Annotated in this window: 16 protein-coding genes; 13 read left to right on the top strand and 3 right to left on the bottom strand. The window is 52.9% G+C overall.

Annotation, left to right across the window (positions count from 1 at the left end; genetic code table 11):
- Window positions 1–21: 21 nt before the first annotated feature.
- Window positions 22–717 carry a TerC family protein gene (locus M6D81_RS12305; RefSeq protein ID WP_262677201.1) on the bottom strand — a complete coding sequence of 232 codons (696 nt, stop codon included), beginning with the start codon at window positions 715–717 and terminating at the stop codon, window positions 22–24.
- A gap of 141 nt (window positions 718–858) precedes the next feature.
- On the opposite strand from M6D81_RS12305, the gene M6D81_RS12300 reads away from it, so the two are divergent.
- The 9 genes from M6D81_RS12300 to M6D81_RS12260 all read left to right on the top strand — a co-directional run bounded on the left by M6D81_RS12300 (window position 859) and on the right by M6D81_RS12260 (window position 8,704).
- On the top strand, window positions 859–1,518 hold the full coding sequence (locus M6D81_RS12300; protein WP_262677200.1) for a TerC family protein: 660 nt from the start codon (window positions 859–861) through the stop codon (window positions 1,516–1,518).
- A 108-nt stretch (window positions 1,519–1,626) separates the two neighbouring features.
- On the top strand, window positions 1,627–2,124 hold the full coding sequence (locus M6D81_RS12295; protein WP_262677199.1) for a hypothetical protein: 498 nt from the start codon (window positions 1,627–1,629) through the stop codon (window positions 2,122–2,124).
- Window positions 2,125–2,169: 45 nt separating this feature from the next.
- Window positions 2,170–4,011, top strand: coding sequence for a translational GTPase TypA (gene typA, locus M6D81_RS12290; RefSeq protein WP_262677198.1), 1,842 nt, complete (start codon window positions 2,170–2,172; stop codon window positions 4,009–4,011).
- A gap of 28 nt (window positions 4,012–4,039) precedes the next feature.
- On the top strand, window positions 4,040–4,315 hold the full coding sequence (locus M6D81_RS12285; RefSeq protein ID WP_262677197.1) for a YlaH-like family protein: 276 nt from the start codon (window positions 4,040–4,042) through the stop codon (window positions 4,313–4,315).
- Between the two features lie 35 nt (window positions 4,316–4,350).
- Window positions 4,351–4,623 (top strand): hypothetical protein, encoded by a 273-nt coding sequence (locus M6D81_RS12280; protein WP_262677196.1) that lies wholly within the window; start codon window positions 4,351–4,353, stop codon window positions 4,621–4,623.
- A 16-nt stretch (window positions 4,624–4,639) separates the two neighbouring features.
- Window positions 4,640–5,722: an LCP family protein gene (locus M6D81_RS12275; protein WP_262677195.1), complete on the top strand. Its 1,083-nt coding sequence runs from the start codon at window positions 4,640–4,642 to the stop codon at window positions 5,720–5,722.
- A gap of 58 nt (window positions 5,723–5,780) precedes the next feature.
- Window positions 5,781–5,918 (top strand): hypothetical protein, encoded by a 138-nt coding sequence (locus M6D81_RS12270; protein WP_262677194.1) that lies wholly within the window; start codon window positions 5,781–5,783, stop codon window positions 5,916–5,918.
- A 104-nt stretch (window positions 5,919–6,022) separates the two neighbouring features.
- On the top strand, window positions 6,023–7,363 hold the full coding sequence (locus tag M6D81_RS12265; RefSeq protein ID WP_262677192.1) for a PhoH family protein: 1,341 nt from the start codon (window positions 6,023–6,025) through the stop codon (window positions 7,361–7,363).
- Window positions 7,364–7,492: 129 nt separating this feature from the next.
- Window positions 7,493–8,704, top strand: a complete 1,212-nt coding sequence (locus M6D81_RS12260; RefSeq protein WP_262677191.1) for an extracellular solute-binding protein — start codon at window positions 7,493–7,495, stop codon at window positions 8,702–8,704.
- An 18-nt stretch (window positions 8,705–8,722) separates the two neighbouring features.
- On the opposite strand, the gene M6D81_RS12255 is transcribed toward M6D81_RS12260, so the two are convergent.
- Window positions 8,723–9,829, bottom strand: coding sequence for a coiled-coil domain-containing protein (locus M6D81_RS12255; protein WP_262677190.1), 1,107 nt, complete (start codon window positions 9,827–9,829; stop codon window positions 8,723–8,725).
- Window positions 9,830–9,912: 83 nt separating this feature from the next.
- On the opposite strand from M6D81_RS12255, the gene M6D81_RS12250 reads away from it, so the two are divergent.
- Window positions 9,913–11,058, top strand: coding sequence for a class I SAM-dependent methyltransferase (locus M6D81_RS12250; RefSeq protein WP_262677189.1), 1,146 nt, complete (start codon window positions 9,913–9,915; stop codon window positions 11,056–11,058).
- Window positions 11,059–11,122: 64 nt separating this feature from the next.
- Here the strand turns inward: M6D81_RS12250 and M6D81_RS12245 are convergent, their stop codons facing one another.
- Window positions 11,123–11,359, bottom strand: coding sequence for a DUF2626 domain-containing protein (locus M6D81_RS12245; protein ID WP_262677188.1), 237 nt, complete (start codon window positions 11,357–11,359; stop codon window positions 11,123–11,125).
- Window positions 11,360–11,628: 269 nt separating this feature from the next.
- On the opposite strand from M6D81_RS12245, the gene M6D81_RS12240 reads away from it, so the two are divergent.
- The 3 genes from M6D81_RS12240 to M6D81_RS12230 all read left to right on the top strand — a co-directional run bounded on the left by M6D81_RS12240 (window position 11,629) and on the right by M6D81_RS12230 (window position 13,767).
- Window positions 11,629–12,276, top strand: coding sequence for an RsfA family transcriptional regulator (locus M6D81_RS12240; protein WP_262677187.1), 648 nt, complete (start codon window positions 11,629–11,631; stop codon window positions 12,274–12,276).
- Window positions 12,277–12,402: 126 nt separating this feature from the next.
- Window positions 12,403–13,368, top strand: coding sequence for a ketopantoate reductase family protein (locus M6D81_RS12235; RefSeq protein ID WP_262677186.1), 966 nt, complete (start codon window positions 12,403–12,405; stop codon window positions 13,366–13,368).
- 6 nt (window positions 13,369–13,374) lie between these two features.
- On the top strand, window positions 13,375–13,767 hold the full coding sequence (locus M6D81_RS12230) for a DUF3397 domain-containing protein (RefSeq protein ID WP_262677185.1): 393 nt from the start codon (window positions 13,375–13,377) through the stop codon (window positions 13,765–13,767).
- The last annotated feature ends 16 nt before the right edge of the window (window positions 13,768–13,783 follow it).

Genomic DNA, 13,783 nt, shown 5'->3' with positions numbered 1-13,783 from the left:
ACATGAAGAAAGCGTCGGTCCCTAATGGGAGCCGGCGCTTTGTTGTGTTGCGCGTTCTTTCGAACGGTTAACTAAGTATCCCGCCAGTACCGTCAATCCCGTCACTACTGCAACGAATATCCAGTAAATTAGCTTGTTGTCAAGGAAGAAGCTTTCATAAGCCTTCTCGTGCGTAAGCATCTTGGCAGCCGTGAATGCAAGTACGGCCGCACCGATATAGATAATCCACTTGAATCTATTAATCAGCTTGATGAACAAGGTGCTTCCCCATACGACGACAGGAATGCTGATGAGCAGTCCCAGCACGACGAGCAGCATATCTCCATGCGCCGCGCCGGCAACGGCAATGACGTTGTCTATGCCCATGGCGGCATCGGCGATAATGATTGTCCGGATGGATTGTCCAAGCGTATTGCCTGCCTTGATATCGCCGTGATCTTTCTCTTCGACAAGCAGCTTGAAGGCGATCCATAGCAGCAGAAGGCCGCCTATAAGATGAAGCCAAGGTACATTCAGCAGCTTCACGAAGAGCAGCGTTGCGGCGATGCGAATGACGATGGCTCCCACGGTTCCCCAGATGACGGCCTGCTTCTGCTGTTGCTTAGGCAGGTTGCGGGCGGCCAGTGCGATAACAATGGCGTTATCCCCGGCCAATACCAAATCAATGACGACAATTGTAGCCAGTGCTGTGAAAAACTCGACCGTGAAAAGATCCATCTGATGTTTCCTCCTTTCCATAGATTGCTTTGCTTATTGAAGTCTACAATAAATAGTGGCATTCGGGAAGATAGCCGCTAAATTTTTTTGGACATATATCCCTCGGAATGGACATACCTCTGATACAGGGGGGGATTGTCCATGGACAGCACACTTATTTTTTTCGAAATCGTCTTAATTAATGTATTGCTAAGCGGCGATAACGCGATTGTGATCGCCATGGCCAGCAGCCGGCTGCCTTCCCGCCAGCGCCGGAAGGCCATATGGTGGGGGGCGTTCGCCGCGGTTGCCTTAAGATGCGCATTGACAGTCGTCGCTTTGCAGCTGCTCCAAATTCCTTATCTGCAAGCCGCAGGATCGATCTTGCTGCTCGTCATCGCCTACAAGCTGCTTGCAGAGGCAGGCGGGCGGGGAGAAGAACATCAGATTAAGGGAGGCTCCACGATCAGAAGCGCCATCTGGACGATCGTCACGGCGGATTTCATCATGAGTCTGGACAACGTGCTCGCCATTGCAGCCGTTGCAGAGGGAGATCTCGTGCTCATCCTGCTGGGCATAGCGCTCAGCATTCCTATGATTGTATGGGGAAGCCAGCTGCTCGGCACGCTGCTGCTGCGCTTTCCTGCGCTGTCTTATGCGGGATCGGCTCTGCTTGCTTACGCTGCCGGCGAGATGCTGGTTGCCGACCCCGGCATGAATGAGCTGCTGTTCCAGCAGTCGCGAGATCTGACAGAGCTGATCCCGCTTCTGTGCATTCCGCTCATCATCGCCGTTTCGATGGCATTCAGAAAACGAAAATGAAAATTGAGGCGACATACTGGTATTTTTGCCGCAGTTCCTATAAACTAAAAAGGATAAAAAATGTCGTCTTTCGTCATTCAGCGCGAAGGATGGGTAAGGAGCGGAATTATGCCAAAAAATAAATATTCCGCCGGGATAATTTTGCTGTTGGCCGGGGTTGTTATCCTGCTCGGCAAGTTAGGGCTGTTCAGCTTTCTGGGCAGCATCTTCTGGCCGCTGCTTGTGCTGATCCCCGGCGTGCTATTGCATGTGCTTTATTTCGGCAGGGTAGTTCCGGCAGTTGCGCTTGTTCCAGGCGGCATGCTGGTTGTGTACGCTTTGTTGTTTATCGCTTGCAATATTTTCGGTTGGGACGCCTTGCAGGCGCTATGGCCCTTATTCTTGTTCGGGATTGCCGCAGGACTTTACGAGTATTATATTTTCGGCTCATCCAAGCAGAAGGCTGTTCTAATGGCAGCAATTGCGCTTAGCGTATTTTCGCTGTTATTCCTTATCCTGGCACTGATGTGGGGCTGGGGCATCTATGTAATCGCGCTGCTGCTAATCGTTGCGGGGGGATGGCTGATGTACGGCCCCAATCGCTGGTCCTTCCGGTTCCGCAGATAAGCGAGTGTTATACAAAAAATTAAATAGTGGAGTGGATTATTTCAAATGCAAGCTAGAGAAAACTTACGCAACATTGCCATCATCGCGCACGTCGATCACGGCAAGACGACCTTGGTGGACAAGCTGCTTCAGCAATCCGGCACGTACAGAGACAACGAATCGATTCAGGAGCGCGCCATGGACTCCAACGATCTGGAGAGAGAACGCGGCATTACGATTCTGGCCAAAAATACGGCCATCAATTACAAGGACTACCTGATCAACATCGTTGATACGCCAGGACACGCCGACTTCGGCGGCGAAGTGGAACGGATTATGAAAATGGTGGATGGCGTCCTGCTCGTGGTGGACGCCTTCGAAGGCTGTATGCCGCAGACGAAATTCGTCCTTCGCAAAGCGCTGGAGCACCAATTGACGCCAATTGTCGTCGTAAACAAAATCGACCGACCGAACGCAAGGCCGGTGGAGGTCATCGACGAGGTGCTGGACTTGTTCATCGAGCTTGGCGCGAACGACGATCAGCTGGACTTCCCGGTCGTCTATGCCTCCGCACTGATGGGCACTTCAAGCATGGACCCCGAAAAGCAGGACGAGAATATGCAGGCGCTCTACGATACGATTGTGGAGCATATTCCTTCGCCAACCGAGAAGGTCGACGAGCCGCTGCAGTTTCTGGTTACATTGCTTGACTATAACGAATATCTGGGACGGATCGCGATCGGCCGCGTGAACAGAGGCAAGATCAAGCAAGGCCAGCCGGTCGCCGTCATTAATCGCGAAGGAGTGACGAAGTCGGCGCGAATCGAGAAGCTGTTCGGCTTCCAGGGACTGAAGCGAATCGAGGTGGCCGAGGCTGGAGCGGGAGATATTGTCGCCATTGCCGGCATCAGGGAGATCAATATCGGCGAGACGATAGCCGATCCTGCGCATCCAGAAGCGCTGCCGGTGCTCAAAATCGACGAGCCGACGCTGCAAATGACGTTTCTTGTCAACAACAGTCCTTTCGCGGGCCGCGAAGGCAAGTGGGTGACGTCCCGCAAGCTTCGCGAGCGTCTGTTCAAGGAGCTGGAGACGGACGTCGCGCTGCGGGTGGACGAGACGGACAGCCCCGACGCATTCATCGTATCCGGACGCGGCGAGCTGCATCTGGGTATTCTGATCGAGAATATGCGGCGCGAAGGCTACGAACTGCAAGTGTCCAAGCCGGAAGTCATCGTGAAGGAAGTAGACGGCATGAAGCAGGAGCCGTATGAGCGCTTGCTGATCGATGTGCCGGAGGAAAGCATGGGCGCGGTCATGGAAAGCCTTGGCATGCGCAAAGCCGAGATGGTCAATATGATCAACAACGGCAACGGCCAAGTTCGTCTGGAGTTTATTATTCCGGCTCGCGGCTTGATCGGCTACCGCACGTCGTTCCTGACGCTTACGCGCGGGTACGGCATTATGAACCATGCCTTCGACAAGTACGGACCGCTTGTGGGCTCTTCCGTCGGCGGCCGCCATCAAGGTGTGCTGGTTAGCAGCGAGAACGGTACGTCCACGTTCTACGGCATGCTTGGCGTAGAAGACCGCGGCATTCTGTTCATGGAGCCGGGCACAGAGGTCTACGAAGGCATGATCGTCGGAGAGCATAATCGGGATAACGACATTATCGTCAATATTTGCAAGGAGAAGCAACTGACCAACGTACGCTCTGCCGGCAAGGACGATACCGTCAAGCTGAAGACGCCTCGATTGTTCTCGCTTGAGCAAGCGCTGGAATACTTGAACGATGACGAATATTGCGAGATTACGCCGAAGACGATACGCCTTCGCAAGAAGCTGTTGAACAAGGGCGATCGCGATCGTGCGGAGAAGCAACGCAAAATGGCGCAAGCGGGCGTGTAGCCTGGCGGCATGACAGGAGGAATCAATCATGCAGGAATGGCTGAGCGAGCATAAGCTTGTATCTTACGTGCTTATACTGGCGTTCACCATCTATATTTTCAACAGTGTATTCCGTCCGCAGGCAAGACTTCCTCTGCTGAAGGAAGTCCTTGTCTATGTCGTCATGGCGATCGGTAGCTTCGTCCTTATGATTCTTCAAGTAGACAAGCTCCCCATCATCCAATGCATGGGCATCGCTGTATTGATGATGCTGATGCTGCGCGGACGTCAGCTCTATGACAAGTATCGGAAGAAGAGCGGTTAGCGGCCTTACAAATCGCAGTTTCGGAGGTGCGGCGTGTGAGAGAGGAAGACGCATTGTTCAATTGGCTGCAAATCCGGGTTGTCGCAGATGCGCGCCCGGAGGACGAAGCGGCCCGCAAGACGCTGGAGTTTTTCCTGGACGTGCTGAGCGAGGATCATGCCATCACTTCCGCCGAGATTTCGCGAACCGACGATACGATGATTTATGTGAAATACGAGAAGAACGGCAAGTCCAAGCTGCAGCTGATTCCCCGCGAAGCGGGGGAACAGCTGCTTCTGGACATTAACGCCAATCCGAAATTCAACTAAAGGGGCTTGCAGGTCAATGAGTCAAGGTCAATCTTCTACAATGCCTCCCCGATCAACGATGAGGGGCTCCAAACCGCCCAAGCGTCCAAAGCCGAAAAAACGAAAAAGCAAGCTGAAGGTGTTTTTTATCACGCTTTTTTTTCTTCTGCTCGGCTTAATGCTGGCGATTGCAGGCTGGCTCAGTTATTTGCTGTTAAAGACAGACGAAGCCTTCGATACCATCTCCATTGTGGATGAAACGATAGTCACTCCGGTGCCTGTGAAGGAATCCGTCAAGAAGAAGCCGGTATCCATGGTTATCATGGGCATTGATTCCCGCTCGGGAGGCGGAGGATTGAATACCGACGTGTTGATGGTGGCTTCATTCGATCCGGAATCCAAGTCGGCCTCTATCGTGTCCATTCCCCGGGATACACTGATCGAAGTGGATGGCTATCGCGGCAGGAAAGCGAACCGATTCTATGCGGACTTCTTCATGGCGGCCCGCAACGAGGGGAAAGATAAGGAAGAAGCGGCGATCGCAGCGAAGGAAGAGTTCCGCAACGTGCTCGGCAAGCTATTCGGCATTGATGTCAAGTACGCGACGCTCGTCAACTTCAAGGGCTTCGAGGACACGGTGGATCTGCTCGGCGGCATCGACGTGTATGTCGATATGCGCATGAAATATACGGACTCCCATGATGGCACCAATATCGACTTGCAGAAGGGCGAACAGAAGCTGGACGGCAAGCAGACGCTCGATTTCGTCAGATACCGCCAATCCAACGATGGCACCAACATGTCGAGCGATTTCGACCGGAACCGACGGCAGAGCGAGGTAGTCGGTGCGCTGGTGGACAAGCTGATGACCGTAGGCGGAGTCTCCAAAATCGGCAGCATCATCGAGAAGATGAGCGAGAACGTGCAGACCGATATGCCCGAGAAGGAAATTAGCCGGATGATTAATACATATTTGGGCATCAAGAGCAGCGATCTGACCTTCATGCCGCTGGAAGGCAACTGGAAGAGTCCATTCGTCTATATTAATGAAGAAAGCCTTCAGAAGGCGAGGAATGAACTGCAGGCAAAAATGGGAATGCCCGTAGACGCTGCAGAATAAAATAGCTATAATAAGGCTAGAACAGCCCTATCTAATCCATTCTGGGGAGGTCCTCGCAATGATGGATGTGAACATGACTAGCTGGCGCAGCAATAAGGAACGTCGGATGAAGCTGTTTCAAGTCTTCCCGTGCAAGTTGAATCGAGGATGCCATGAGGACAAGTTTGCCCCTTGGCGTGTCATATGGAAAGCCTAGTGATTATTCACTAGGCTTTCTTGCGTCTTAAGGGGAGGTTTACCGCATCTTAACAATCGGAATGACTATTGCAACTATCATCGATATGCCGGGAGGTTTCTTTCATGAAAAAAATATTCGTGCTCGATACCAATGTGCTGCTTCATGACCCACAGGCCATATTCGCCTTCGAAGACAATGAAGTGATCATTCCCGCGATCGTACTGGAGGAAATCGACTCCAAGAAAAGATTAGCCGATGAGCTTGGACGCAACGCCCGGACCGTATCCCGCCTGCTGGACGGCATGCGCCGTCAGGGGCATCTTCACGAAGGCATTCCCCTACAGAACGGCGGACTGCTGAAAGTAGAATTGAATCATCGCAGCTTTATGCGCGTACAGGAAATGTTCGGCGACATGTCCAACGACAATCGGATACTGGCCGTCGCCCTGAATTATCAGCTGGAGCAAGAAGACGCTGCAGCGAAAGCCGATAAACGGGAAATCGTACTCGTCAGCAAAGATGTGCTCGTACGTATTAAGGCGGACGTACTGGGGCTGAAAGCCCAGGATTATCTGTCGGATCAAATTGCGCCGGCATCAGATGCTTATACGGGCTGCGTTACCTTGTTCGTCCATCCTGCCGTTATCGATGAATTTTATACGTTCCGATTTCTGAGTGTCAATCAACTGCAATTAAAGTCGATGCCAAGACCTAACGAATTCGTTATTTTGCGGGACGAGATGGGAACGAACAAGTCGGCGCTGCTGAAGGTTAGCTCAGATGGAGCGAGACTTGAACCTTTGTATCTGAGCAACGATCCCGTGTGGGGGATTACGGCCCGCAACGCCCAGCAGCGCATGGCGTTGGAGCTGCTCCTCAGCGACGATATACCGCTCGTCACTTTGTCTGGAAAGGCCGGCACAGGCAAAACCCTGCTTGCGCTGGCAGCAGGCCTGATGAAGGTGGAGGATGAGCATAAGTATAAGAAGCTGTTGATTGCCAGACCGGTTGTCCCGATGGGGAAGGATATTGGCTATCTGCCGGGGGAGAAAGAAGAGAAGCTGAGGCCATGGATGCAGCCTATCTACGATAATCTGGAGTTTCTGTTCGATACGAAGAAATCCGGCGATATTGAAAAAATATTAATGGGCATGGGAAGCATCCAGGTTGAAGCGCTGACGTATATTCGCGGTCGCTCTATTCCGGGGCAATTCATCATTATCGACGAAGCTCAAAACCTGACAAGACATGAGGTGAAGACAATTGTCTCGCGTGTCGGGGAAGGCAGCAAAATCGTGTTGATGGGCGATCCGGAGCAGATCGATCATCCTTATCTGGATTCCGTCAGCAACGGATTGTCCCATATCGTAGAGAGATTCAAGCTTGAGGGGATAAGCGGCCATGTCATGCTGGAGAAAGGGGAGCGCTCCAAGCTGGCGCAGCTGGCGGCGGATCTGTTGTAATAAGGGGGAGAACAGCAAGGCGGCTGCGCCCTGCAGCCGTCTTTTCTGCTGGTAAAGCCTTGCCACAAGCTGATAAATATTGGTATTCTATAGCATATATAAGAGCAGGAAAAGGAAAGGAGGAGCCGTGTGTCTCCTCGGAAGTATGTGCCTCTTATCGTCGTTGTTCTGTTATTGTCTTCATTGCTGCTTATTCCGTATTCACGCTCCATACAGAGCAGTCTGCCGAGTCCGCCGCAAGGATACGAAGCGTTCTCGGGCTTCGACGGCCCCTTGCCGGACAAGCCCGTTGTCGAGCTTCATGCAAGCGTTTCCGTAACGGCGGAGCAATTCCTTGAGCTTCAAAGAAGGAATCGCACCTTCATGGCCGACCATCCCCATATTGTCGTCCATCTAACGAATGAACCCGACTTCTCCTCCGCACACGATAACTGGGAGCGGAACAGCAGCGTTGGAGACGGAGCCGATATGCTGCTGCTGCATAACGAATGGGTGATGCCATTCGCGGTTCGAGGATTCTTGAAGCCCGTAGACAGCAAGCTTGCGAACGAAGGGCTGCCGCAGCACGCGAGCGGGTGGCTGGAGCCGTTGAAGTGGAACGGATATTTGTGGGGCGTGCCCTACGATATCAATCCCTATGCATTATTGTGGAACAAGTCCATGCTGGCAGAGGCGGGAATGTCGGAGGAGCCGCAAGATTGGGGCTCGTTCCTTGCACTGGTTCAGCTACTCTCCGAAGGCGAGGAGGAAGCGACGCTGCTCAATCTCAGTCCGGACGATATAGAGCAGCTGCTGGTATGGCTGGAGAAGTTCAGGAAGGATGAGGAAGCTTCAGCCATGAAGCTGGAGATGACCGGAGAGCAGCAGGAGCGGCTTATATGGCTGAGCGCCCAGCAGGAACGAATCGGGACGCTTAGCTTGCAGCAATTGAATCAGATAATGCAAGCGATCAAGGAGGACAGATTGCTGTCGCTCATCCTTCCGTGGCACATGTACGAAGGGCTGGATAATGCCGTCAAGAGATCGTTGATCGTCGATCAGAAGGGCTTTGCGCATCCCTGGATTAGCGGCAGCAGCTACGTCATTGGGGCCGACTGTCAAGCGGAGCAGGAAGCGATGCAATGGATTGAAGCGATGGTGCAGCAGGGAGGACGAAGTTTCCCGGCGCTCGCTTATATGGAGGAGGAACAGCAGCTGTATAAGACCGATCCCGGCTGGCCGGATCGAAAGCGACTCTTGGAAGGGCTGTGGGGCCGTTATGCGCGGAAGGAAATTGCGATGGACGCTTTCATAGCGGAGCTTGCCCATCCGAGCGGCGAAGGAGCTGCACGCCCGGAATGAGGCAACCCCTCGCCGTCCTTATAGGCTGATGGACAGCTTGATCGTCAGCTTGCCGTCCTTGGCTTCGACGTCCTTCGCCTTCAAGAAGGAGAGGAGCAGCTGCGGATAGAAGCCCAGATCGAATTCCTCTTCCAGCGATCGTCGAGTCGTGTCGGGAAGCGAGAAGCCGTTGTACAGCAGCTTGTCAACGTGGAACAGAATGCCGTTCACCGGCTCGTCTTCCACGGTGTAATGTCCCGATACAGAGATCTCCATGCCGTCCTTGTTGCCGTAGGCCGTAACGGAGCCGTCCAGGAATTGGAATGCAAAGTGCTTGAATCGCTCGTCTTGTTCCTGAAGGAAGGCATTCAGCTCCCCTTCTGGAACTGTGATAGTGTATTGGAACCCCTGGTTATCCAGCATATCTTTATTGTCGCTTATCCAGCCGGGCAGCTCCTGCATGGCGCCGGCCAGCGCCTGGAAGTATTCTTTCACTTTTGCCAGACCTTTTTCTTCCCAGGATCGGGTCAGCTCCCCCATCAGCAGTCGTATGCGGTCGGCATCGGTTCGTCCCTGCAGCTCTTCTTCCAGCTGCGCTTCCAGGGCGAGAACGCGCTCCCGCTGCTCCTGAAGCCGCTGCTCGACGGCAGCGAGCTCATTTTCTTTATCTTCCAGCTGACGATAGCCTTCTTGCATATCGCGATACTTGTCTATGTAAGAATGAAGCGTATGCCTGTCCTTGCTTACGATAATATCGATGTAATCGATGATGGATAGGAAGGTCGTCCATGATTTCGAAGACAGCAAGCCGACATACAGCATATCGCGGTCACCCATATAATAAGCGCGGAGTACTTTGCCTGCATCGTCCCGCTTTGTCGCAATATCGGCTTCCTGCCGTTCCAGTCCGTCTTGTGCCAGTTGCATCGTATGCTTCAATTCTTTCATCTGTGCGCGGATCGCTTCAATCTCGCGGTCGATTTCAACGACAGACAGACTTTTTTCCAGCAGGGCATGTACATCGTCGGTAGCGGCGTCTGGCGCGGTCGACTCTGCCATAACGGGCATTCGCAGAGCGAGCAGCGCGCTGATCAGGAACAGGATGAAGGCGGTTTTTGCATTAACGTATGGCATCATTTTTTTCAAGCGGCATCCTCCTCCCTCAGCAATAAGTGTATGCGTCCGCCTTCTTCATTATATCTTAGATGCGGAAAAGGAGAAATCTCGCAATGGCAAATGTGCAATCCGAAAGCGCTCTTGAACAGAAAATCGAACGCATCATCGTCCGTTCGAGGCATCAAGGCGCGTATAGCGATGAACTGGGAGCGGCTCGCTGCGCCTCGTGCATCACCTTCCATGATTATATGGCGATGTGCCTGTACGATGAGGAATACGGCTATTATCGGCAAGGCGAGATCAGAATCGGGAAAGAAGGCGACTTCTATACAAGCTCGGCCGTTGGAGCCGGACTGGCGGCAGTCATTGCTTCCTATGTGATGGACTATGCGAAGGAAGGTCCTCAGCCCCTAACGTTCGTGGAATGGGGGGCGGGGACGGGAAGGCTGTCTGCGCAGATTGCTGCAGAATGGAAGAAGCGTCTGCCGCTATGGAGAGAGAAGTTCCGCATGAAGCTCGTGGAGGATTATCCCCCGCATGCGGAGGCTGCGAGGCTGCATCTGCCACATGCTAATTGCCTAACGTCCCGGGAGGCGCTGGCGGACGCCGAGGGGACGCTACAAGCGCCCGCCGTTATTCTTGCGAACGAACTGCTGGACGCATTCCCCGTTCACCGTATCCAACGAATGGGAGGGCATCTCTATGAGCTGGGTGTAGCAGTTGTGAACGGCCACTTCCGCTATGTACGGATGGCCATGACGAATCCCGACTTTCGCAAGTGGCTGCATCGCGACGGCATTCGTCTACGTGAAGGTCAGATTACGGAGCTGTGCCCGGGCGCGGGCCGGTGGGTAAGAGAGATCAGCGGAATGATGAAGCGGGGCAGAGTCATCATTATCGACTACGGATACGACGCCGAGGAATATAGCGCAGCTTTCCGGATGGATGGCACACTGATGTGTTATTATCGCCATATGGCATCTGATCAGCCGTTCCAGCGGCCGGGCCAGCAGGATATGACAGCTCATGTCTCCTTCTCCTATCTGAAGGCGGAGGCGCGCAATGCCGGGTTCAGTGTCATCTTCGATGGGAGCCAGAAGCAGTTCATGGTGAACCACGGCATCATGGAGTTGCTGATTGAGCATCGCGACAGCAATCCCTTCAGCGAGGAAGCGAGGAGCAATCGCTCACTGCGCCAGCTTCTGCTTAGCGACGGGATCGGCGAAGCGTTCCGGGTGCTGATCCTGGAGAAGGATTAGAAGAGGCCCGCGACAAGGATTATCCTTGTTGCGGGCCTCTTCTGCACTTTCTTGTGGCGCTTGATTAGAACGGCAAGTCCAACTTGAAGACGGACCAATATGTGAATCCAACGAATGAAATCACCATATATCCCCAGAACATCATGATGTATGTTCTTTCGGAGAAGTTCAAGTAGCCAAGAAATGTGAAAGCGACGGCTTGCGCGAAGAACAGCAGAGCAAATTCCGTCATATGGCCAGCGAAAGCCATTAGTCCGATGACTAAGCACCAAAAGCCGAGTACCCGATACATGCGTGCCATGATAGCATCCCCCTTTCCATACGACCCAATTTCCTATTGAACATTATAACGTTTGCATGATGGAGTGTAAACATGCAGCGGTGACGAATTGGCAAATTTTTTTTGAAGCTCGCTGTGATATCTTTCCTATAGTTTGCTCATTGGTTGAAGTAATCATGTATGAGCGCATTTAATTTTGGTTATACAAAATAGTATCCAATAGATTCTATGAACTCTACCAAGGGCATAGAGATAAAGTAAGCGCCTTTACGTTAGGAGGTTATTGTTGCATGACAGCAGTTAGACAAGATGCGTGGAGTCCGGACGATGATCTTATTCTCGCCGAAGTAACCCTGCGCCATATTAGAGAAGGCAGCACACAGCTTGCGGCATTCGAGGAAGTGGGCGAGCGAATCGGCCGCACCGCAGCCGCATGCGGTTTTCGTTGGAACAGCTGCGTACGCAAGAAGTATGAGGAAGCGATAAGCATAGCGAAGCAGCAGCGGCAGAAGCGCAATTATTTCAAGAAGCAATCGCCTGCGCCTCAGGTGTCTTCCATCGCGATGCTCGATGCAGAAGTAGGCACCGTCTATAAACCGGAAGCGGGTATGGTGGACGAAGGGATATCGATCGATGCCGTTATTCGCTTCCTGAGAAGCTGGAAGACGACCTATCAGGAGCTGTCCCGGCAAATTAAAATGTTCGAGAAAGAAATGAAAGAAAAGGACGAAGAGCTGTTCAAGCTTCGCAGTGAGAATGAGAAGCTGGCCAGCGAAGTCAACAATGCCCAGTCGGATTATCGGGCCGTTAACGACGACTACAAGACGTTGATTCAGATTATGGACCGGGCTCGAAGGCTTACCGTATTGTCGAATGAGGGTGAAGCTAAGCCGAGGTTCAAGATGGATGCGAACGGCAATCTGGAACGAATTGAATAGCATGTACCGCTAAAGCCTGTCAACCTTCTGCGAAGGGTGACGGGCTTTTCACTTGAATGGAGTAAAGTGTATAATAGCGATATTGGTTAACCTGACAGGCAGGAAGTATTGTGAAGGAGTGCGCGTATGCATATCGATGTGATCGGAGCAGGTGCGCTCGGCATGCTGCTTGCAGCGGGCTTGGCGGAATCCGGAGCGCATGTAACGCTATGGACAAGGACGAGACGGCAAGCCGAGCTAATTCAAGAGCGCGGAGTGCTTCGGTATAGACTGGATGGATGCAGCGACGTCATTCGCATCCCTTGCCGATCGATGGGAGAAGACGCAGCGCCTGCAGCCGAACGATGCGTAGTGCTTGCTGTCAAGGCGACGGCAATCAGGCCGGAACTGATGACGCAGCTTCACGCCATTGTGGGCAACGACGCACTGGGGGCTTGTGCAGTCGTCTGCTTGCAGAACGGAGTGGGCCATGTGGAGACGCTGGCTGCAGCGCTCAGTTCCATACCGATTCATGCAGCAGTAACGACGGAAGCATCCAGGCGCGAGGACGAGCGGACCGTGCGTCATACAGGCGCCGGCGAGATCTGGCTGAGCGATCGGGATCCATTCGGGAATGCGGCCGGTGACGCACCGATTCAAAAAAAATTGCTGCAGTCGTTGGAAAAGGCAGGATTCACCAGTTTTCTGTCGAATGACATCAATACTCGTATTTATCGCAAGCTGCTTGCAAACGCGGTCATTAACCCGTTGACAGCTCTCTATTGTGTAACCAACGGCGAGCTGCCGCAAGAGAACTGCCGGCTGACGCTCATGCGCCGGCTGTATGAAGAGACTGCCGAAGTTCTTATGAGGAGCGGACTGCTTCCATCCGAAGATTACTGGCAGTCTATACTGGCTATCTGTGAGGCGACGTCCGGGAATAGATCATCCATGCTGTCCGACGTTCAGGCCGGGCGCGAGACGGAGATCGCCTTCATTAATGGGGCAATTGCAGCGAAGGGCAGGGAGCTGAGAATGCCAACTCCGCTGAACGACGCGCTAATTGCTATTATTCAGGCGTACAGAAAGCCATTGGATGAGGATAAGGGGTGAGGTGCGATGATGGACGGCTTAATGAAGCTTTATGCGATTTTGGCCTTTATACCGGTTATTCCGTTTGCCGTAGTTCTCATCGGTTACGGCACTTACATAAAGGATTGGAAGCGGGCGTTCCGCCTGGCGATGGACGTGTCGACTGTTTTTTTTATCGGCTGCGTTGCCGGACAGTTCAATCTTATATTCAATAGCGAATTCGGCATTTACGGCATTATGCTGGTTATGATTCTTACTGGAGGTCTGCTTGGCAACGCGCAGTTCCGCAAGCGGGGCAAGGTTGAGGTGAAGCGTATTTTTCGCGCGGTATGGCGGCTCAGCTTCTTCGCCATGAGTGTTCTGTATGTTGTATTTATGGCGGTGTTGATCGGAAGGCTGCTCTTCACGATGTCGGCGTAATCCTGCATCAATTGCG

The organism is Paenibacillus sp. J5C2022, from assembly GCF_025567625.1.
Taxonomy (GTDB): Bacteria; Bacillota; Bacilli; order Paenibacillales; family Paenibacillaceae; genus Pristimantibacillus.
Note: the sequence above shows the minus strand (reverse complement) of the source record. Positions and strands in the feature narration are given on the sequence as shown.

Coding starts and splice junctions, on each gene's coding strand:
- M6D81_RS12270 (WP_262677194.1), top strand. CDS start 5,781: ATGATGGATGTGAACATGACTAGCTGGCGCAGCAATAAGGAACGTCGG.
- M6D81_RS12250 (WP_262677189.1), top strand. CDS start 9,913: ATGGCAAATGTGCAATCCGAAAGCGCTCTTGAACAGAAAATCGAACGC.
- M6D81_RS12235 (WP_262677186.1), top strand. CDS start 12,403: ATGCATATCGATGTGATCGGAGCAGGTGCGCTCGGCATGCTGCTTGCA.
- M6D81_RS12240 (WP_262677187.1), top strand. CDS start 11,629: ATGACAGCAGTTAGACAAGATGCGTGGAGTCCGGACGATGATCTTATT.
- typA (WP_262677198.1), top strand. CDS start 2,170: ATGCAAGCTAGAGAAAACTTACGCAACATTGCCATCATCGCGCACGTC.
- M6D81_RS12285 (WP_262677197.1), top strand. CDS start 4,040: ATGCAGGAATGGCTGAGCGAGCATAAGCTTGTATCTTACGTGCTTATA.
- M6D81_RS12295 (WP_262677199.1), top strand. CDS start 1,627: ATGCCAAAAAATAAATATTCCGCCGGGATAATTTTGCTGTTGGCCGGG.
- M6D81_RS12265 (WP_262677192.1), top strand. CDS start 6,023: ATGAAAAAAATATTCGTGCTCGATACCAATGTGCTGCTTCATGACCCA.
- M6D81_RS12245 (WP_262677188.1), bottom strand. CDS start 11,359: ATGGCACGCATGTATCGGGTACTCGGCTTTTGGTGCTTAGTCATCGGA.
- M6D81_RS12275 (WP_262677195.1), top strand. CDS start 4,640: ATGAGTCAAGGTCAATCTTCTACAATGCCTCCCCGATCAACGATGAGG.
- M6D81_RS12300 (WP_262677200.1), top strand. CDS start 859: ATGGACAGCACACTTATTTTTTTCGAAATCGTCTTAATTAATGTATTG.
- M6D81_RS12230 (WP_262677185.1), top strand. CDS start 13,375: ATGATGGACGGCTTAATGAAGCTTTATGCGATTTTGGCCTTTATACCG.
- M6D81_RS12305 (WP_262677201.1), bottom strand. CDS start 717: ATGGATCTTTTCACGGTCGAGTTTTTCACAGCACTGGCTACAATTGTC.